General features: G+C 69.2%; 14 protein-coding genes. 8 read left to right on the forward strand and 6 right to left on the reverse strand.

Features of this window, described 5'->3' with window-relative positions; translation table 11 throughout:
* Positions 1-91 precede the first annotated feature (91 nt).
* Both ACFWBQ_RS20335 and ACFWBQ_RS20340 read left to right on the forward strand, forming a co-directional pair.
* The gene (locus ACFWBQ_RS20335; protein WP_329212022.1) at positions 92-388 is read left to right on the forward strand and encodes a YggT family protein; all 297 of its coding nucleotides are present in this window, start codon (positions 92-94) and stop codon (positions 386-388) included.
* A gap of 49 nt (positions 389-437) precedes the next feature.
* Positions 438-1574 carry a DivIVA domain-containing protein gene (locus tag ACFWBQ_RS20340; protein WP_385490695.1) on the forward strand — a complete coding sequence of 379 codons (1137 nt, stop codon included), beginning with the start codon at positions 438-440 and terminating at the stop codon, positions 1572-1574.
* A 281-nt stretch (positions 1575-1855) separates the two neighbouring features.
* Here ACFWBQ_RS20340 and ileS read toward each other — a convergent pair whose 3' ends face one another.
* Positions 1856-5005: an isoleucine--tRNA ligase gene (ileS, locus tag ACFWBQ_RS20345; RefSeq protein ID WP_385490698.1), complete on the reverse strand. Its 3150-nt coding sequence runs from the start codon at positions 5003-5005 to the stop codon at positions 1856-1858.
* Between the two features lie 539 nt (positions 5006-5544).
* On the opposite strand from ileS, the gene ACFWBQ_RS20350 reads away from it, so the two are divergent.
* From ACFWBQ_RS20350 to ACFWBQ_RS20365, 4 genes are read left to right on the forward strand one after another with little or no spacing between them, the layout of a single operon-like run.
* Positions 5545-6447 carry a TraR/DksA family transcriptional regulator gene (locus ACFWBQ_RS20350; RefSeq protein ID WP_385490701.1) on the forward strand — a complete coding sequence of 301 codons (903 nt, stop codon included), beginning with the start codon at positions 5545-5547 and terminating at the stop codon, positions 6445-6447.
* A gap of 57 nt (positions 6448-6504) precedes the next feature.
* Positions 6505-7119 (forward strand): signal peptidase II, encoded by a 615-nt coding sequence (lspA, locus tag ACFWBQ_RS20355; RefSeq protein ID WP_385490704.1) that lies wholly within the window; start codon positions 6505-6507, stop codon positions 7117-7119.
* A gap of 23 nt (positions 7120-7142) precedes the next feature.
* Positions 7143-8084 (forward strand): RluA family pseudouridine synthase, encoded by a 942-nt coding sequence (locus ACFWBQ_RS20360; protein ID WP_385490707.1) that lies wholly within the window; start codon positions 7143-7145, stop codon positions 8082-8084.
* Positions 8081-8557, forward strand: a complete 477-nt coding sequence (locus ACFWBQ_RS20365; RefSeq protein WP_385490710.1) for a GNAT family N-acetyltransferase — start codon at positions 8081-8083, stop codon at positions 8555-8557. Before ACFWBQ_RS20360 ends, ACFWBQ_RS20365 begins: the two co-directional genes overlap by 4 nt.
* A gap of 188 nt (positions 8558-8745) precedes the next feature.
* Here the strand turns inward: ACFWBQ_RS20365 and ACFWBQ_RS20370 are convergent, their stop codons facing one another.
* Positions 8746-9891: a mechanosensitive ion channel family protein gene (locus tag ACFWBQ_RS20370; protein ID WP_385490713.1), complete on the reverse strand. Its 1146-nt coding sequence runs from the start codon at positions 9889-9891 to the stop codon at positions 8746-8748.
* A 37-nt stretch (positions 9892-9928) separates the two neighbouring features.
* Here ACFWBQ_RS20370 and ACFWBQ_RS20375 point away from each other — a divergent pair, with 37 nt between their 5' ends.
* Complete coding sequence (locus tag ACFWBQ_RS20375; RefSeq protein WP_385490716.1) at positions 9929-10513, forward strand: dienelactone hydrolase family protein; 585 nt, start codon at positions 9929-9931, stop codon at positions 10511-10513.
* An 81-nt stretch (positions 10514-10594) separates the two neighbouring features.
* Here the strand turns inward: ACFWBQ_RS20375 and ACFWBQ_RS20380 are convergent, their stop codons facing one another.
* From ACFWBQ_RS20380 to ACFWBQ_RS20395, 4 genes are all read right to left on the reverse strand, one after another.
* On the reverse strand, positions 10595-12244 hold the full coding sequence (locus ACFWBQ_RS20380) for an alkaline phosphatase D family protein (protein ID WP_385490718.1): 1650 nt from the start codon (positions 12242-12244) through the stop codon (positions 10595-10597).
* Between the two features lie 193 nt (positions 12245-12437).
* Complete coding sequence (locus ACFWBQ_RS20385; protein WP_385490721.1) at positions 12438-13253, reverse strand: DsbA family protein; 816 nt, start codon at positions 13251-13253, stop codon at positions 12438-12440.
* A gap of 50 nt (positions 13254-13303) precedes the next feature.
* Positions 13304-14029 carry a hypothetical protein gene (locus tag ACFWBQ_RS20390; RefSeq protein WP_385490724.1) on the reverse strand — a complete coding sequence of 242 codons (726 nt, stop codon included), beginning with the start codon at positions 14027-14029 and terminating at the stop codon, positions 13304-13306.
* A 57-nt stretch (positions 14030-14086) separates the two neighbouring features.
* Positions 14087-15412 carry a DUF2252 domain-containing protein gene (locus tag ACFWBQ_RS20395; RefSeq protein WP_385490727.1) on the reverse strand — a complete coding sequence of 442 codons (1326 nt, stop codon included), beginning with the start codon at positions 15410-15412 and terminating at the stop codon, positions 14087-14089.
* Positions 15413-15622: 210 nt separating this feature from the next.
* Between ACFWBQ_RS20395 and dnaE the strand changes: the two genes are divergently transcribed.
* Positions 15623-19162 (forward strand): DNA polymerase III subunit alpha, encoded by a 3540-nt coding sequence (gene dnaE, locus ACFWBQ_RS20400; RefSeq protein WP_385490730.1) that lies wholly within the window; start codon positions 15623-15625, stop codon positions 19160-19162.
* The last annotated feature ends 129 nt before the right edge of the window (positions 19163-19291 follow it).

Below are 19291 nucleotides of genomic sequence, written 5' to 3' on the forward strand. Positions count from 1 at the left end.
AACACGACACCGGGAACAAACCCGGCCGTCAGGTCGGTAAACGGCCGGGAGGCCGGAGCTACGAAAGCCAGGGGAGAGGGAAGCGCGGGACATGGGCGTCGCATTGGATGTTGTCTACATCGCGCTGATGTGTTTCCTCATCGTGCTGATCTTCCGGCTGGTCATGGACTATGTCTTCCAGTTCGCACGTTCATGGCACCCAGGCAAGGCGATGGTGGTCGTTCTCGAGGGCACTTACACTGTCACCGATCCACCGCTGAAGCTTCTGAAGCGGTTCATACCACCGTTGCGTCTCGGGGGCGTGGCACTTGACCTGTCCTTCTTCGTTCTGATGATCATCGTCTACATCCTGCTCAGCATCGTGGGCAAGCTTGCGAGCAGCGTGTGAACGATACGGTCTTGCCGACTGCCGACGACTACGTAGAGGTGAAGAAGAGATGCCGCTGACCCCCGAGGACGTGCGGAACAAGCAGTTCACGACCGTCCGCCTCCGAGAAGGCTATGACGAGGACGAGGTCGATGCCTTCCTCGACGAGGTCGAATCGGAACTGACTCGTCTGCTCCGTGAGAACGAGGACCTGCGAGCCAAGCTGGCCGCGGCGACGCGTGCGGCTGCGCAGAACCAGCAGCAGCAGGGTATGCGCAAGCCGCCGGAGCAGCAGGACCGCCCCGGTGCTCCCGTACCCGCCGCCATATCTGGCCCGCCGGTGCAGCAGCAGCCCCCGCAGATGGGTCCCCCCCAGCTGTCCGGTGGAGCTCCGCAGCTGCCTGCCGGTCCCAGTGGCCACGGCCCCCAGGGCGGCCACGGTCCGCAGGGTGGCCACGGTCCGCAGGGCCAGCACGGCCCCGGCCCGATGCAGGGCGGCCCCATGGGCGGCCCGATGGGCGGTCACCCTCAGCAGCAGCAGATGCAGCAGATGCAGCAGATGCAGCCGCCGCAGATGCAGCAGCAGGCCCCCGGCGGCGACAGTGCCGCCCGTGTCCTCTCCCTTGCCCAGCAGACCGCGGACCAGGCGATCGCGGAGGCCCGTTCCGAGGCCAACAAGATCGTCGGCGAGGCGCGCAGCCGCGCCGAGGGTCTGGAGCGGGACGCCCGTGCCAAGGCGGACGCTCTGGAGCGGGACGCGCAGGAGAAGCACCGCGTGGCCATGGGCTCCCTCGAGTCGGCCCGCGCGACGCTTGAGCGCAAGGTCGAGGACCTGCGTGGCTTCGAGCGCGAGTACCGGACCCGTCTGAAGTCGTACCTGGAGAGCCAGCTGCGCCAGCTGGAGACCCAGGCCGACGACTCCCTGGCTCCGCCGCGGAGCCCGGCAGCCGCTTCGCTGCCGCCGTCGGCCTCGCTGGCCCCGGCCGGTGCGGGCGCCATGGGTCACACCATGGGCGGCAACCACGGTGGGCACGGCAACCAGCAGATGGGCAACCCGTCCATGGGTGGCCCGTCGTACGGCGGCCAGCAGCAGATGTCGCCCGCGATGACTCAGCCGATGGCTCCGGTGCGGCCGCAGGCGCCGCAGCCGATGCAGCAGGCTCCGTCGCCGATGCGCGGGTTCCTGATCGACGAGGACGACAACTGATCGGTTCGCGCTCGCTGAGCGCGTAGCCGTCGGCAGGCAAAGGGCCGGGCCCCGGGATTCTCCCCGGGGCCCGGCCCTTTGCCGTGGCCACCGGTGTGCGGGGCCGCCGCGCGGGGCTTGTCCCTCTACCCGGCCCTCAGCGCCCCCTTCCGTAACCGAGGGTCCGCCCCCGGGGCCCCCGCGCCCGGAACGCCGGCGAGGCGGGATGCGGCGGCCAGGGGGCGGCACAGAGAAGTGGCCCGGCCGGAACATGTCCGGCCGGGCCACTGGCGTCCTACGGGTTACCGCTGCGTCTTGCGGAGACGGAACGTGAGGGACAGGCCCTCGTCCTCGAACGCGGTGCCGTACGTGTCGTCCGCCTCGCCCCGGGCGTAGTCCAGGGCCAGCACCTCGTCAGCGATCAGGGACGCGTGTTCGGTCAGGGCCTCGGCCGTCGCGGGAGACGTGGAGGTCCAGCGGACCGCGATCCGGTCCGCCACGTCCAGGCCGCTGTTCTTGCGGGCCTCCTGGATCAGCCGGATCGCGTCACGGGCCAGTCCCGCCGCCCGCAGCTCCGGGGTGATCTCCAGGTCCAGTGCGACCGTGGCGCCCGAGTCGGAGGCCACCGACCAGCCCTCGCGAGGGGTCTCGGTGATGATGACCTCGTCGGGGGAGAGGGTGACCTGTTCACCGTCGACCTCGACCGACGCGGTGCCCTCGCGCAGGGCCAGGGAGAGCGCGGCGGCGTCGGTGTCCGCGACCGCCTTGGCCACCGCCTGGACGCCCTTGCCGAACCGCTTGCCCAGTGCCCGGAAGTTCGCCTTCGCCGTCGTGTCGACCAGCGAGCCGCCGACCTCGGACAGGGAGGCCAGCGAGGAGACGTTCAGCTCCTCCGTGATCTGGGCTTGCAGCTCGGGGGAGAGGCTCTCGAAGCCCGAGGCCGCGACCAGGGCGCGGGACAGCGGCTGACGGGTCTTGACGCCCGACTCGGCACGCGTGGCGCGCCCCAGCTCGACCAGGCGGCGGACCAGCGCCATCTGCGTGGACAGGGCGGGGTCGATCGCCGCCAGGTCCGCCTCGGGCCAGGAGGAGAGGTGCACCGACTCCGGGGCGTCCGGGGAGACCGGGGCGACCAGGTCCTGCCAGACCCGCTCCGTGATGAACGGTGTCAGCGGAGCCATCAGCCGGGTGACCGTCTCGACGACCTCGTGCAGCGTGCGCAGCGCCGCCTTGTCGCCCTGCCAGAAGCGGCGGCGTGAGCGGCGTACGTACCAGTTGGACAGATCGTCGACGAACGAGGACAGCAGCTTGCCGGCGCGCTGGGTGTCGTAGCTCTCCAGCGCCTGGGTGACCTGGTCCACCAGGGCGTTCAGCTCGCTCAGCAGCCAGCGGTCCAGGACCGTGCGCTCGGAGGGTGCCGGATCGGCCGCGGACGGGGCCCAGCTCGACGTACGGGCGTACAGGGCCTGGAAGGCGACCGTGTTCCAGTAGGTCAGGAGCGTCTTGCGGACGACCTCCTGGATCGTTCCGTGGCCCACACGGCGCGCCGCCCACGGGGAACCGCCTGCCGCCATGAACCAGCGCACGGCGTCGGCGCCGTGCTGGTCCATGAGCGGGATCGGCTGGAGGATGTTCCCGAGGTGCTTGGACATCTTCCGGCCGTCCTCGGCCAGGATGTGACCGAGGCACACCACGTTCTCGTAGCTCGACTTGTCGAAGACGAGCGTGCCCACCGCCATGAGCGTGTAGAACCAGCCGCGGGTCTGGTCGATGGCCTCCGAGATGAACTGCGCCGGGTAGCGGCTCTCGAAGATCTCCTTGTTCTTGTACGGGTAGCCCCACTGCGCGAACGGCATCGAGCCCGAGTCGTACCAGGCGTCGATGACCTCGGGGACCCGGTACGCCTCCAATTGGCAGTTCTCCTGCGTGCAGGTGAACGTGATCTCGTCGATGAACGGCCGGTGCGGGTCCAGCTCCGACTGATCGCTGCCGGTGAGCTCGCCCAGCTCGGCGCGGGAGCCCACACAGGTCAGGTGGTTGTCCTCGCAGCGCCAGATGGGCAGCGGGGTGCCCCAGTAGCGGTTCCGGGACAGCGCCCAGTCGACGTTGTTGTTCAGCCAGTCGCCGAAGCGGCCGTGCTTGACCGAGCCGGGGAACCAGTTGGTCTTCTCGTTCTCCTGGAGCAGCCGGTCCTTGACCGCCGTCGTGCGGATGTACCAGGACGGCTGCGCGTAGTACAGCAGCGCCGTGTGGCAGCGCCAGCAGTGCGGGTAGCTGTGCTCGTACGGAACGTGGCGGAAGAGCTTGCCGCGCGCGGCCAGGTCCTCGGTGAGCGCCTCGTCCGCCTTCTTGAAGAAGACGCCGCCGACCAGCGGGAGGTCCTCCTCGAAGGTCCCGTCGGGGCGGACGGGGTTCACGACGGGGAGGCCGTAGGAGCGGCAGACGACGAGGTCGTCGGCGCCGAAGGCGGGGGACTGGTGGACCAGACCCGTACCGTCCTCGGTCGTGACGTACTCGGCGTTGACGACGTAGTGCGCCTCGCTCGGGAAGTCGACCAGGGCGAACGGGCGGTCGTACGTCCAGCGCTCCATCTCGCGGCCGGTGAAGGACTGACCGGTGAGCTCCCAGCCCTCGCCGAGAGACTTCTCGAGCAGCGGCCGGGCGACGACCAGCTTCTCCTCGCCGTCCGTCGCGACGACGTAGGTGACGTCGGGGTGCGCGGCGACGGCGGTGTTGGAGACCAGGGTCCAGGGGGTGGTCGTCCAGACGAGCAGTGCGGCCTCGCCGGCCAGCGGGCCCGAGGTGAGCGGGAAGCGTACGAAGACCGAGGGGTCGACGACCGTCTCGTAGCCCTGGGCGAGCTCGTGGTCGGACAGGCCGGTACCGCAGCGCGGGCACCAGGGGGCCACGCGGTGGTCCTGTACCAGCAGGTCCTTGTTGAAGATCTCCTTCAGGGACCACCACACGGAGTCGACGTACTCCGGGTCCATCGTGCGGTAGGCGTCGTCGAGGTCGACCCAGTAGCCCATGCGGGTCGTGAGCTCGGTGAACGCGTCGGTGTGGCGGGTCACGGACTCACGGCACCTGGCGTTGAACTCGGCGATGCCGTACGCCTCGATGTCCTTCTTGCCGTTGAAGCCCAGCTCCTTCTCGACCGCGAGTTCCACCGGCAGACCGTGACAGTCCCAGCCGGCCTTGCGGCCGACGTGGTAGCCCTGCATGGTGCGGAAGCGGGGGAAGACGTCCTTGAAGACGCGGGCCTCGATGTGGTGGGCTCCGGGCATGCCGTTGGCGGTCGGCGGGCCCTCGTAGAAGACCCACTCGGGGCGGCCCTCGGACTGTTCGAGGCTCTTGGTGAAGACCTTGCTGTCGCGCCAGAAGTCGAGCACGGCGTGCTCGAGGGCGGGCAGGTCGACCTGGGCGGGTACCTGGCGGTACTGCGGCGATGTCATGAGCGGGCTTCCTCCGGCGGACGTCTTCCACTTCCGTCGGAGGGACGAGAACCTACCGGCTCCCGCGGTACCACCCTCCTTGGCCCCGGGCGTGCACCCGTGGCCCCCTCATTGGGGTAGCGATGCCGGGTCTACGCGCCTTACGGCGTTCTTCCGGCGACTCCGGGGTGATCTTCACGACGCGCTCGCCCCCGGGCTCCCACCGTCCCCGGGTCGCTATGGGCTGCGTACGACGCTACTCGTCCCATCCATGCCTCTCGCTGCGGTCAGTGTACGGGCCCGCACGGGCGAGGGCCGACCGGATTTCCGGCGGGGTGCGGCGTGACCCGAATGGCCAGACGGGGCGGAGGAAGTCCTGGCGGGCGTATCGGGAGCGGATTACAGCGCGGGGAGCTGGGCACAACGGTTGCAGGCGCGTCGCGACCCGGGCACGGGGAGGGGCGAACCGGCGGCGTGCCCCGTTGCCGTGGGGCTGGGGTCGACTTATCGTCCCAGCACGATTCGCGTGCAAGATCACAATATGTGAAGGGGCCGCGGCCATGGTGGCGAAGAAGACCGCCGGAACAGGAACGGCGTCGGCGAGATCCACGGGTGCGGTGGCCGAGGAGACGACCGGGAATGCGAGCGGAGAAGAGGCCACGGGCCCGGACCCGGACAACGGCCGGGTGACCGACAGGGAGAAGCCGGCCGGGAGGACAGCGAAGAAGGCGGCCAAGAAGGCGGCCAAGAAAGCGGTGAGGAAGGCGGCCAAGAAGGCCTCGGCAGGGAAGCCTCCTGACGGGAAGACCGCCGGCATGACGGCGGCCGGGCCGCCGGACGAGCAGGAACGGGCCGATCGGGCTCCGGCGCACCACGGGCCGGCGAAGAAGAGCGCGGCGAAGAAGAACGCAGCCAAGAAGGCTTCGAAGAAGGCCACGGGGGCGGCCCAGGCCGCCGAGCAGACAGGAGCCCACACGGTGGTAGCCAAGAAGAGCGCCGGCCGGACCACGGCCGTAGGAAACGGCACCACAGCGGTGCCTCAGGCCCGTGCAGCCGCGACGGCGCCCGGCGAGCTTGCGGTCAGGCCGGGGGAGGACCCCTGGACCCCGGACGAGGTCGCCGAGGCGCGGACGGTGCTCACCAGCGAGGTCATGCGGCTGCGCAGCGAGCTGGAGGCATCGGGAGCGGCACTGGCCGGGCTGATGCGGGACTCCGGCGACGGGGCGGGTGACGACGAGGCGGACACGGGCACCAAGAACATCACGCGTGAGCACGAGCTGTCCCTGGCGGCCAACGCCCAGGAGATGCTGGAGCAGACCGAACGCGCCCTCGCGAGACTCGACGCGGGGACGTACGGGCTGTGCGAGATCTGCGGCAACCCGATCGGCAAGGCACGCATGCAGGCGTTCCCCCGGGCCACGCTCTGTGTGGAGGACAAACAGAAGCAGGAGCGACGCGGTTGACCATGGCCGTGTGTCGTACCCTCGTCCTCAGTCAGGCACCTAGGTTGAGGGACTCACGTGGCAGAGGCGGAGCGCATCATCGGTACGCCGGATATCCCTGATGCCGAGGGGGCTGACGGGGCAGAGTCCCCGCAGCCCGCCGACGGCACGACTCAGGCCGGAAGCGACGACACGGGCAGCGGCAGGGGCAGGCGGAAGATCCTCGTGCTCTTCGTCGTGGCCGTGTTCGCCTACCTGCTGGACCTGATCAGCAAGATGATCGTGGTCGCGAAGCTGGAGCACCAGGAGCCCATCGAGATCTTCGGCGACTGGCTGAAGTTCGACGCCATCCGGAACGCGGGTGCCGCGTTCGGGATGGGCGAGGCGTTCACGGTGATCTTCACGGCCATCGCCGCGGTCGTGATCGTGGTGATCGCCAGGCTCGCACGCAAGCTCTACAGCCTGCCCTGGGCCATCGCCCTCGGGCTGCTGCTCGGCGGAGCGCTCGGGAACCTCACCGACCGCATCTTCCGTGCACCGGGCGTCTTCGAGGGCGCGGTGGTGGACTTCATCGCCCCCGCGCACTTCGCCGTCTTCAACCTCGCCGACTCCGCGATCGTCTGCGGCGGCATCCTGATCGTGATCCTTTCCTTCAAGGGCCTGGACCCCGACGGCACCGTGCACAAGGATTAGTGGGCGCAAGGCATACTCGACAGGTGAGTACGTATCCCGAGGTCCGCACCCTGCCCGTACCCGATGGCCTGGAGGGCGAGCGTGTAGACGCCGCCATCTCCCGGATGTTCGGTTTCTCCCGCACCAAGGCCGCCGAGCTGGCCGCTGCCGGGAAGGTCCAGGTGGACGGTGCGGTGGCCGGGAAGTCCGAGCGGGTGCATGGCGGCGCCTGGCTGGAAGTGGAGATGCCGCAGGCAGCCGCGCCGGTCCAGATCGTCGCCGAGCCCGTCGAGGGCATGGAGATCGTGCACGACGACGACGACATCGTCGTCATCATGAAGCCCGTCGGCGTCGCCGCCCACCCCAGCCCCGGCTGGACCGGCACCACCGTGATCGGCGGTCTCGCGGCGGCCGGCTACCGGATCTCCACGTCCGGCGCCGCCGAGCGCCAGGGCATCGTGCACCGGCTGGACGTCGGTACCTCCGGCCTGATGGTCGTGGCGAAGTCCGAGCGGGCCTACACCCTGCTCAAGGCCCAGTTCCGCGACCGGGTCGTCGAGAAGAAGTACCACGCGCTGGTCCAGGGCCACCCGGACCCGATGAGCGGCACCATCGACGCCCCCATCGGGCGCCACCCGCAGCACGACTACAAGTGGGCCGTCACCGCAGAGGGCAAGCCCTCCGTGACGCACTACGACCTCATCGAGGCCTACCGCGCCGCCAGCCTGCTCGACATCAAGCTGGAGACCGGGCGCACCCACCAGATCCGGGTGCACATGTCCGCGCACCGCCACCCCTGCGTCGGCGACCTGACCTACGGCGCCGACCCGACCATGTCCAAGCGCCTCGGTCTGGCCCGCCAGTGGCTGCACGCCGTCCGGCTCGGCTTCGAGCACCCCTCGGACGGCAGCTGGGTCGAGTTCTCCAGCACCTACCCGGACGACCTGCGCCACGCCCTCGAGACGATCGCGGCGGAGAGCGAGTGAGTCCCGCGCCCGCCCCGTACAGCACCCGCAGGGCTGTCGAGGACAGCGATCTCTCGGCCTGCTTCCAGGTCCGCAAGAACGTCTTCGTCGGTGAACAGCAGGTGCCCGAGGAGATCGAGTACGACGCCTACGACGCCGGAGCGGTACACGTCCTCGCCGTCGCGGCGGACGGCTCGGCGCTCGGTACGGGCAGGCTGCTGCACGGCGCGGCGGCGGCAGGAAAGACCGGCGGCGCCGCAGCCGTCGGCTCGCTCGGCAGGCTCGCCGTGACCCGCGAGGCGCGCGGCCTCGGGGTCGGCGCCGCGCTGGTGCGCGCCATCGAGGACGAGGCACGCACCTTGGGCCTGACCGCGGTCGACCTGCACGCCCAGACCCATGCGCTCGGCTTCTACGAGCAGCTCGGGTACGAGGCGTACGGCCCCGAATTCCCGGACGCCGGAATGCCGCACCGGGCGATGCGCCGCGCGCTCTGACCGTGTCGTCCACCGGTGACGCCTGGTCCGCAGACCTCTCGTGGCACGTCGGCGCCCCGGCCGGATGATCACCGGGCCCCGGGCCAGGGCGCTCCCTCGTCTTCCAAGGCATGGCCCTGCCGTGGCTCCGGGTGCTGCGGTACCCGGACGTACGCAGCCTGCGCCGAAGACGACATCCCTGCGGGCGGTCAGCCGCGGCCCGTACGCGGGGCACTCCCGGGGGCCGGGACCCGGCCGTCGACGGGGCCCCGGACGCCGTCCTCGGCACCCGTCGGTTCCGGCCAGCGGTCGCCCGGCGGCAGCACCGCGGGTGACGTCACGATCCGCGGCAGCGCGTACGGGTGGCGGTCACGCAGCCAGCCGATGAGCTGCTCCCGCACCGCGCAGCGCACCGTCCAGATGTCGTCCGCGTCCTTCGCGGTGACCACGGCCCGCACCTCGATCGTCGACGGGGTGGTGTCCGTGACGGCCAGGGACCAGTCGCGGCCGTCCCAGGCGGCGCACTCGCCGAGGATCTCGCGCAGCTGTTCACGCATCGCGGCGATCGGCGCGCAGTGGTCGAGCTGGAAGAAGACCGTGCCGGTCATCTGGACCCCGCCGCGCGACCAGTTCTCGAACGGCTTGCTGGTGAAGTACGACACAGGCATGGTGATCCGCCGCTCGTCCCAGGTCCGCACCGCGAGGAAGGTGAGGGTGATCTCCTCCACGGTGCCCCACTCGCCGTCCACCACCACGGTGTCGCCGATCCGGACCATGTCGCCGAAGGCGATCTGGAAGCCGGCGAAGAGGTTGCCGAGCGTCGACTGGGCCGCGACACCGGCGACGATGCCGAGCACACCGGCGGAGGCCAGCATCGAGGTGCCGACGGTGCGCATCGCCGGGAAGGTCAGCAGCATCGCTGCCACCGCGACCGTCGCCACCACGGCGGTGACCACACGCTGGATCAGCGTGACCTGGGTCCGTACCCGGCGGACCCGGGCCGGATCGCGGGTGGACGTCGCATAGCGGGCGTACGAGGACTGGACGACGGTGGCCGCGACGCGGATCACCAGCCAGGCCGATGCCGCGATCAGGACCAGGGTCAGGGCCCGGCCGATCCCGGCCCGGTGGTCCCGCACCGGATCGAGCCGTACGTGGATGAAGCTGGCCCGCAGCAACGCCGTGCAGAGCACCACCTGCAGCGGAAGACGGCACCGCCGCAGCAGGCCCCAGACGGGCGTCTCGTAGTGGCGGCTGTCTGCCCGGCGCAACAGCAGATCGACCAGCCAGCCCACCAGCAGGGTGATCACCAGCGATCCGCCCAGGACGAGCAGCGGGCGCACTACGTTCTCCATTCCCCGGTCCTCCAAGCGTTGGGGCACAGCTGGCACCATGGACTTCATGAACATCATGCTTTTCCACTCGACCTACGGTCTGCGGCCCGCTGTGCACGCGGCTGCCGACCGGCTGCGTGCAGCCGGGCATGAGGTGCGCGTGCCCGATCTCTTCGAGGGGCACACCTTCGACACCGTCGAGGAAGGAATGGCCTTCAAGGACCAGGTGGGCAAGGACGAGCTGCTCAAGCGCGCCGTGCTGGCCGCCGCACCCTATTCCGACCAGGGGGTTGTGTACGCGGGCTTCTCCTTCGGTGCGTCGGTGGCGCAGACCCTCGCGCTCGGCGACGCCAAGGCGCGCGGGCTGCTGCTGTTCCACGGCACGTCGGACATCGCTGCGAGCGCCTCGGTGGACGAGCTGCCGGTGCAGCTGCACGTCGCCGACCCCGATCCGTTCGAGTCGCACGACTGGCTGAACAGCTGGTACCTCCAGATGCAGCGGACCGGCGCGGATGTCGAGGTCTACCGCTATCCCGGGGCCGGGCACCTGTTCACCGACCCGGAACTGCCCGACTACGACGGGGAATCCGCCGAACTGGCCTGGAAGGTCGGGCTCGGGTTCCTCGCCACGCTGCAGGCATGAGCAAGGGCCCCGCACCTGGGTGCGGGGCCCCCGGGCTCGTGCTCCCCGGCTTCGCTTCTCGGCTTTCGCCTCCCGGTGCGGTCAGCGCACGGGGGCGTCGGCCCGTTCGATCTTCTGGGTCCCGCTGAGCGTGCGGTACGAGCGGACCCAGGAGGCGGTCGCGTCCTTCTTCGTCTTGTCCGAGATCACGTAGTAGTCCATCTGCGACCGTTCGGCCGTCACATCGAGGACGCCGTAGCCGTGCGAGTCCAGGTCGATCCATTTCACATGGCGGTTGGCGGCCTTGACCGCTGCCGCCGCGACCACCGAGACGGTCTGCGGGGCGACCCGCAGGATGTCGTCCAGGTTGTCCGAGGTCACCGATGTCACCACGAACTCGGTGGCCGCCGAGGCCGACAGCGGGTACGTCGCGGCCTTCACGGGGACGTCGTTGGCCCACGCCATGTGGATGTCACCGGTCAGGAAGACCGTGTTGGTCACCGACCGGTCCCGCAGATGCGAGATCAGCTCCTTGCGGTCGTCCGTGTAGCCGTCCCACTGGTCGACGTTGACCGCGAGCCCCTCCTTGGGAAGCCCCAGCAACTCCGCGAGCGGCGCCAGCAGATGGGCCGGCAGCGCGCCGAAGGCGACCGGCGAGATCATCACCGAGGTGCCGACCAGCTTCCACCTGGCGTCCGATCCGGCCAGTCCGGCCTTCAGCCAGTCCAGTTGCGCCCGCCCGGTGATCGACCGCTCCGGGTCGTCGACCTTGCCGTTGCCGATCGACGCCTGCTCGGAGCGGAAGCTGCGCAGGTCGAGCAGGTGCAGCTCGGCCAGGCTGCCGAAGCGCAGCCTGCGGTAGACGGTGCCCTCGGTGGAGGCGCGGACCGGCATCCACTCGAAGTACGCCTGCTTCGCCGCGGCGACCCGTGCGGCCCAGTCGCCCTCGGTGCCCGGGGTGTGGTTCTCGGCTCCGCCCGACCACGCGTCGTTCGCGAATTCGTGGTCGTCCCAGATCGCGATCACCGGGTGGGTGGCATGCAGCGACTGGAGATCGGTATCCGTCTTGTACGTGCCGTGCCTGGTCCGGTAGTCGGCGAGGGTGAGGATCTCGTGGAGCGGTGAGTGGGGACGTACCACGGTGTCCTGGGTCGGATAACTGCCCGACGCGTACTCGTAGATGTAGTCGCCCAGGTGCAGAACGGCGTCCAGGTCGGCGCGGGCCGCGAGATGCCGGTACGGGGAGAACCAGCCGGCCTCCCAGTTGGCGCACGACACCACGCCGAAGCGGATCCCTGGGGTGGCCGTGCCGGCCGCGGGAGCCGTGCGGGTGCGGCCGACGGGGGAGCGGACCGTTTCCGCGCTGCCCGCCGAGAAGCGGAAGTAGTACGTCGTGGCGGGGCGCAGCCCACGGACATCGGCCTTGATCGTGTGGTCGGAGGCGGCCTTCGAGACGGCCGTGCCCTGAGCGGCCATCCGGGAGAAGGCCTTGTCCTCGGCGATCTCCCAGCGCACCGCCGTATCGGCGCCGCGGCCGGAGCCGGGCACGGCGTCAGCGGTGGGAGTGACGCGGGTCCAGAGCAGGATGCCGTCGGGCAGCGGATCGCCCGAGGCCACGCCGTGCAGGAAGGCCGGGCCCTCGGCGGCCCGGGCGCTGGTGGCGGAAGCGAGCACGGGGGCGGCGACCGCTGTGGCGGCGGCGGCTCTGACGACCGTGCGGCGGCTGGGTGCGGAAAGATGTCGACTGGTCACGGACGATCACCCTACTGGTGGGTAGAGCGAACAGGCGGGCGAACAAGGGAAGTTCGCCCGCCTGTTGGAAATTCGACGCCCGGAGTTACGCCCGAGGTGCGCTCGGGGCCGCAGGTTCTCCCGTCAGCCCGTCAGCCCGTCAGCCCGTCAGCCCGTCAGCCCGCCAGCCCGTCAGCCGGAGCCTGTCAGGCGGTCAGCCCTTCAGTGCCTTGGTGATCGCCGCGTTGAAGTCGGCCACCGTCATGGGCGCGTTCTTGCTGCCCTCGGCGGTGACGGTCTTGCCGTCCATCTTCAGCGTCGGCGTGCCCTTCACCCCGCTCTTGTCGAACGTCTCGGACATCTTGATCGCCCAGGCGTCGTACGTACCGTCCTCGACGTCCTTCTGGAACGCGGTGTTGCCCTTCAGCGCGTCCACCGAGTCCGCCACGTCGATCAGGAAGCTGTCCTTGGCGAACTTGTCCTGGCTCTCCTCGGGGTGGTACTTCGCGGAGTACAGCGCGGCCTTGTAGTCCAGGAAGGCCTCGGGGCTCACATTGAGCGCCGCACCCAGCGCACTCAGGGCGTTCTTGGAGCCCTCGCCGTTGTCGGAGTTGTCGATGAAGGTCGCACCGACGTACTTGATCTTGTACTTGGCGGCGTCGACGTCCTTGGCGACCGTCTCGCCGACCGTCTGCTCGAACGTGGCGCAGATCGGGCAGCGCGAGTCCTCGTACAGCTCCAGGGTCTTCTTGGCGGTCGACTCGCCGATCACGACGGTCGTGCCGTTGTCACCCGAGGTGTTCTTCGGTGCGGTCACGTTCTTCGCGTCCGCGGCCGCCTCCCAGCCGGAGGGCTTGTTCAGCTGCATCACGCCGTAGCTGATGCCGCCCGCGATCGCCAGCACGGCGACCACGGAGACGGCGACGACGACCTGCTTGCGTACCTTGTCCTTCTTGGCCTGGCGCTCGCGCTCGACGCGCAGCCGCTCACGGGCGGCTGACTTGTTGGCCTGGCTGTTGCGGTTGCTCATGACTGTTTCTCCGTGTGTACGTGGGGTGGTCCGGGGGGTCTGCCGCGTGCTCAGGAAAGGGCACAGGCCGAGCGCGGCGGTCCCCTCCGTCCCACGGAGTGCACGAGGAGGCGGGCCGGGAAGAGGGGGTCGGCCCGTCCGCCGGAGCGCGCATCGCGCCGTGCGTGGCGCCGGGCGGTCACCCACACGGCGACAGCGGTCAGCAGCGGCCGGAACGCGACAGCCCCCGCTGCGCGCAGCAGCCCCGCCATCGCCGACTCACCGCGCCGCAGCCAGGCCGCGGCCAGCAGGCCCACGGTCACGTGCGCGGCGAGCAGCAGCCACGGCACGGCAGGGCCGGGCGAGGCCAGCAGGGCAGCAGCGCGCTCGCTCGTCCCGGTCACCCCTGTCAGCGGTGTACCGACCGCGGCCACACCCGCGAGGTGTGTGGAGCCTGCGCCCGCCTCGCCACCGCACAGCACATCGACGCCCACGGAGCGCAGAGGGCCCGCGATCGGGCCGCCCGCCGCCCCGTAACAGAGGTGCTGTCCGGTGGTGAACACGGTGTCGGCGACCAGCTCCAGCGGAACCAGCAGCCCGGCGATCGCCCCGAAGCTGCGCTCCCGGCCCGCGAGCGCGAACGCCACGGTGAAGACGGCCCCGGTCAGCAGGGCGATCGCCGTCAGTGGCAGCGGGACCCGCGAGAGCAGCACATGGGACGCGGAGGAGAGCGTGACGACGAGCGCGGTGAACAGCGCCGCGCGTACCGCTCTGATCTGCGTCCCTGATACGTCCATCGCCGCAGAGTGTGCCATGTGTAGCTGTAAACGAGCCCTAAGGCCGTCGGCCGGGTCCTACAGCCCCGGGATACGGCCGTTGCGGAAGAGGTCCACGAAGATCTGATGATCGGCGCGGGCGCGGGCGCCGTAACTGTGCGCGAAGTCGACCAGCAGCTCCGCGAAGCCCTCCTCGTCCGCCGCGATCGCCGCGTCGATCGCTCGCTCCGTGGAGAACGGCACCAGCGAGTGCCCGCTCTCGTCGTCCGCGGCCGAGTGCATCGTCGCCGTCGCCCGGCCGAGGTCGGCGACGACCGCTGCGATCTCCTCCGGTTCGTCGATGTCGGACCAGTCCAGATCGACCGCGTACGGCGAGACCTCGGCGACGAGCTGACCCGCCCCGTCCAGCTCCGTCCAGCCCAGCCACGGGTCGGCGTGCGCCTGGAGCGCGCGCTGCGAGATCACCGTGCGGTGCCCCTCGTGCTGGAAGTAGTTCCGCACGGCCGCGTCCGTGATGTGCCGGGAGACCGCAGGGGTCTGCGCCTGCTTGAGGTAGATCACCACATCGTTCTCCAGGGCGTCGCTGTTGCCCTCCAGAAGGATGTTGTACGAGGGCAGGCCCGCCGAGCCGATGCCGATGCCGCGACGACCGACGACGTCCTTGACCCGGTAGGAGTCCGGCCGGGTCAGGCTCGACTCCGGCAGCGTCTCCAGGTAGCCGTCGAACGCGGCGAGCACCTTGTAGCGCGTCGCGGCGTCCAGGTCGATCGCACCGCCGCCGGCTGCGAAGCGGCGCTCGAAGTCCCGGATCTCCGTCATCGAGTCCAGCAGCCCGAATCGGGTCAGGGACCGGGCATCACGCAGCGCATCGAGCAGCGGACCCTCGGCGGTGTCCAGGGTGAAGGGCGGCACCTCGTCGTTCTTCGCGCCCGTCGCCAGGGCGTGGATCCGCTCCCGGTAGGCAGCGGCGTAGACCCGGACGAGCTCGGTGATCTGGTCGTCGCCCAGCGCCTTCGCGTAACCGATCAGGGCGACGGATGCGGCGAAGCGCTCGAGGTCCCAGGTGAACGGACCGACGTAGGCCTCGTCGAAGTCGTTGACGTTGAAGATCAGCCGGCCGTTGGCGTCCATGTACGTGCCGAAATTCTCCGCGTGCAGATCGCCGTGGATCCAGACCCGGCTCGTGCGCTCGTCGAGATACGGCCCGCTGTGCTGCTCGCGGTCCAGATCGGCGTAGAACAGCCCGGCCGAGCCGCGGTAGAAGGCGAAGGCCGAGCCCGCCATCTTGCGGAACTTCACCCGGAAAGCGGCAGGGTCGGCGGCCAGGAGCTCGCCGAAGGCGGTGTCGAAAACGGCAAGGATCTGCTCCCCGCGCTGTTCCGCGCTGGGCTGCGTGACCGACATCGCTGGGTGCCTCCTGGTACATGGCGTTCATGACAAATGGGACGGGCGTCCCAGCCCTTCCAACGCGCGACCGTACCCCGGAGTGCCCGTCGCCTGTCACCTCCAAGACGTAGACTTCCACGCTGTCCCCCCAAGCCGACATCTCCCCGACACCACCCCTCATCGAGGCGCTTCGCGCCGCCCTGAACAACAACCCGGAGGCACAGCGCCGTGGCCAAGCCGCCCTTCACGCACCTGCACGTCCACACCCAGTACTCGCTGCTGGACGGTGCCGCGCGGCTCAAGGACATGTTCGAGGCGTGCAACGACATGGGCATGTCGCACATCGCGATGACCGACCACGGCAACCTCCACGGGGCGTACGACTTCTTCCACTCGGCGAAGAAGGCCGGGGTGACGCCCATCATCGGGATCGAGGCCTACGTCGCCCCCGAGTCGCGCAAGCACAAGCGCAAGATCAAGTGGGGCCAGCCGCACCAGAAGCGCGACGACGTGTCCGGCTCCGGTGGCTACACCCACAAGACGATCTGGGCGTCGAACAGCACCGGGCTGCACAACCTCTTCAAGCTGTCCTCGGACGCCTACGCCGAGGGCTGGCTGCAGAAGTGGCCGCGTATGGACAGGGAGACCATCTCCCAGTGGTCCGAAGGCCTGATCGCGTCCACCGGATGCCCCTCCGGTGAGGTGCAGACCCGGCTGCGGCTCGGACAGTTCGACGAGGCGGTCCAGGCGGCCTCCGACTACAAGGACATCTTCGGCGAGGGCAGGTACTTCCTGGAGCTGATGGACCACGGCATCGAGATCGAGCGCCGGGTCCGCGACGGGCTCCTGGAAATCGGCAAGAAGCTGAACATCCCGCCGCTCGTGACGAACGACTCGCACTACACCTATGCCAGGGAGGCGGCGGCGCACGACGCGCTGCTGTGCATCCAGACCGGCAAGAACATCTCCGACCCGGACCGCTTCCGCTTCGACGGCACCGGCTACTACCTGAAGACGACGGACGAGATGTACGGCGTCGACTCCTCGGACGCCTGGCAGGAGGGCTGCGCCAACACCCTGCTGGTCGCGCAGCAGATCGACACCACGGGCATGTTCGAGAAGCGCGACCTGATGCCGAAGTTCGACATCCCGGACGGCTTCACCGAGATCACCTGGTTCCAGGAAGAGGTCCGGGTCGGCATGGGCCGCCGCTACCCCGCAGGTGTCCCCGAGGACCGGCAGAAGCAGGCCGAGTACGAGATGGACATCATCATCCAGATGGGGTTCCCGGGGTACTTCCTCGTCGTCGCCGACTTCATCATGTGGGCCAAGAACAACGGCATCGCGGTCGGTCCCGGCCGAGGGTCCGCCGCCGGTTCGATCGTCGCGTACGCCATGGGCATCACCGACCTCGACCCGATCACGCACGGACTGATCTTCGAGCGGTTCCTGAACCCCGAGCGCGTGTCCATGCCCGACGTCGACATCGACTTCGACGAGCGCCGGCGCGTCGAGGTGATCAGGTACGTGACCGAGAAGTACGGCGCCGACAAGGTCGCCATGATCGGCACCTACGGCAAGATCAAGGCCAAGAACGCGATCAAGGACTCCGCCCGTGTCCTCGGCTACCCGTACGCGATGGGCGACCGCCTGACCAAGGCCATGCCCGCCGACGTCCTCGGCAAGGGCATCGACCTCAACGGCATCACCGACCCGAAGCACCCGCGCTACAGCGAGGCGGGCGAGATCCGGGGAATGTACGAGAACGAGCCGGACGTCCAGAAGGTCATCGACACCGCGAAGGGCGTCGAGGGCCTGGTCCGGCAGATGGGTGTGCACGCGGCCGGCGTGATCATGTCCAGCGAGCCCATCGTCGACCACGCCCCGATCTGGGTGCGGCACACCGACGGTGTGACGATCACACAGTGGGACTACCCGCAGTGCGAGTCGCTCGGCCTGCTCAAGATGGACTTCCTGGGCCTGCGCAACCTGACGATCATGGACGACGCCATCAAGATGGTGAAGGCCAACAAGGGCGTCGACCTCGAGATGCTCGCGCTCCCGCTGGACGATCCCAAGACGTACGAGCTGCTGTGCCGCGGCGACACGCTCGGGGTGTTCCAGTTCGACGGCGGGCCGATGCGCTCCCTGCTGCGCCAGATGCAGCCCGACAACTTCGAGGACATTTCCGCCGTCTCGGCCCTGTACCGGCCGGGCCCGATGGGCATGAACTCCCACACGAACTACGCGGAGCGCAAGAACGCCCGGCAGGAGATCACTCCGATCCACCCGGAGCTGGAGGAGCCTCTCAAGGAGGTCCTCGGGCTCACCTACGGCCTGATCGTCTATCAGGAGCAGGTGCAGAAGGCCGCCCAGATCGTCGCCGGCTACTCGCTCGGCGAGGCCGACATCCTGCGCCGCGTGATGGGCAAGAAGAAGGCCGACGAGCTGGCGAAGAACTTCGTCCTCTTCGAGGCCGGTGCCAAGAAGAACGGCTTCTCCGACGCCGCGATCAAGGCCCTGTGGGACGTCCTGGTCCCGTTCGCCGGATACGCGTTCAACAAGGCGCACTCCTCCGCGTACGGCCTGGTCACCTACTGGACCGCGTACCTCAAGGCGAACTACCCCGCCGAGTACATGGCCGCGCTGCTCACCTCGGTCAAGGACGACAAGGACAAGTCCGCGGTCTACCTCAACGAGTGCCGCCGCATGGGCATCAAGGTGCTTCCGCCCAACGTCAACGAGTCCGAGTCGAACTTCGCCGCGCAGGGCGACGAAGTGATCCTCTTCGGCCTGACCGCCATCCGCAACGTCGGCCAGAACGTCGTCGACTCGATCATCCGGTGCCGCAAGGCGAAGGGTAAGTACTCCACGTTCCCGGACTTCCTGGACAAGGTGGAGGCGGTCGTCTGCAACAAGCGCACCGTCGAGTCGCTCATCAAGGCCGGCGCCTTCGACGAGATGGGCCACACCCGCAAGGGCCTGGTCGCCCACCACGAGCCGATGATCGACAACGTGGTGCAGGTCAAGCGCAAGGAGGCCGAGGGGCAGTTCGACCTCTTCGGCGGCATGGGCGAGGAGGAGAGCGACGAGCCGGGCTTCGGACTCGATGTGGAGTTCTCCGACATCGAGTGGGAGAAGTCCTACCTGCTCGCACAGGAACGGGAGATGCTCGGCCTCTACGTCTCCGACCACCCGCTCTTCGGTATCGAGCACGTACTGTCCGACAAGTCCGATGCCGCGATCTCCCAGCTCACCGGCGGTGAGCACGCCGACGGTGCGATCGTCACCATCGGCGGCATCATCTCCGGCCTCCAGCGCAAGATGACCAAACAGGGCAACGCCTGGGCCATCGCCACCGTCGAGGACCTCGCGGGCTCCATCGACTGCATGTTCTTCCCCGCCACCTACCAGCTGGTCTCCACCCAGCTCGTCGAGGACACCGTCGTCTTCGTCAAGGGACGCCTCGACAAGCGCGAGGACGTACCCCGTCTGGTCGCCATGGAAATGCAGGTTCCCGACATCTCGTCGGCCGGGACCAACGCGCCGGTCGTGCTGACCATCCCCACGGTCAAGATCACCCCGCCGATGGTCAGCCGGCTCGGCGAGGTCCTCAGCAGCCACCGGGGCGACACCGAGGTACGCATCAGACTCCAGGGCCCCCGCAAGACCACCGTGCTACGGCTCGACCGGCACCGGGTCAAGCCCGACCCGGCGCTCTTCGGTGACCTGAAGGTGCTGCTCGGCCCGTCCTGCCTGGCCGGCTGACAAGCCCGACCCGGACCTGCGAGAGGGGCGGCCCCCCCCCGGGGGGGGGCCCCCCCGGGCGGGGGGGGCGGCCCGGGCCGCAGGTGGGGGGGGGGCCCGTGTTGGGGTGTTTGTTTTTATAAAAAAACA

Source organism: Streptomyces sp. NPDC060035, from assembly GCF_042736635.1.
Taxonomy (GTDB): Bacteria; Actinomycetota; Actinomycetes; order Streptomycetales; family Streptomycetaceae; genus Streptomyces.

What these genes read in the sequence shown, in the direction of transcription:
- ACFWBQ_RS20390 (WP_385490724.1), bottom strand. Translation starts at nt 14,029, where the DNA reads ATGGACGTATCAGGGACGCAGATCAGAGCGGTACGCGCGGCGCTGTTC.
- ACFWBQ_RS20335 (WP_329212022.1), top strand. Translation starts at nt 92, where the DNA reads ATGGGCGTCGCATTGGATGTTGTCTACATCGCGCTGATGTGTTTCCTC.
- ACFWBQ_RS20340 (WP_385490695.1), top strand. Translation starts at nt 438, where the DNA reads ATGCCGCTGACCCCCGAGGACGTGCGGAACAAGCAGTTCACGACCGTC.
- ACFWBQ_RS20375 (WP_385490716.1), top strand. Translation starts at nt 9,929, where the DNA reads ATGGACTTCATGAACATCATGCTTTTCCACTCGACCTACGGTCTGCGG.
- ACFWBQ_RS20350 (WP_385490701.1), top strand. Translation starts at nt 5,545, where the DNA reads ATGGTGGCGAAGAAGACCGCCGGAACAGGAACGGCGTCGGCGAGATCC.
- ACFWBQ_RS20395 (WP_385490727.1), bottom strand. Translation starts at nt 15,412, where the DNA reads ATGTCGGTCACGCAGCCCAGCGCGGAACAGCGCGGGGAGCAGATCCTT.
- ACFWBQ_RS20385 (WP_385490721.1), bottom strand. Translation starts at nt 13,253, where the DNA reads ATGAGCAACCGCAACAGCCAGGCCAACAAGTCAGCCGCCCGTGAGCGG.
- ileS (WP_385490698.1), bottom strand. Translation starts at nt 5,005, where the DNA reads ATGACATCGCCGCAGTACCGCCAGGTACCCGCCCAGGTCGACCTGCCC.
- ACFWBQ_RS20370 (WP_385490713.1), bottom strand. Translation starts at nt 9,891, where the DNA reads ATGGAGAACGTAGTGCGCCCGCTGCTCGTCCTGGGCGGATCGCTGGTG.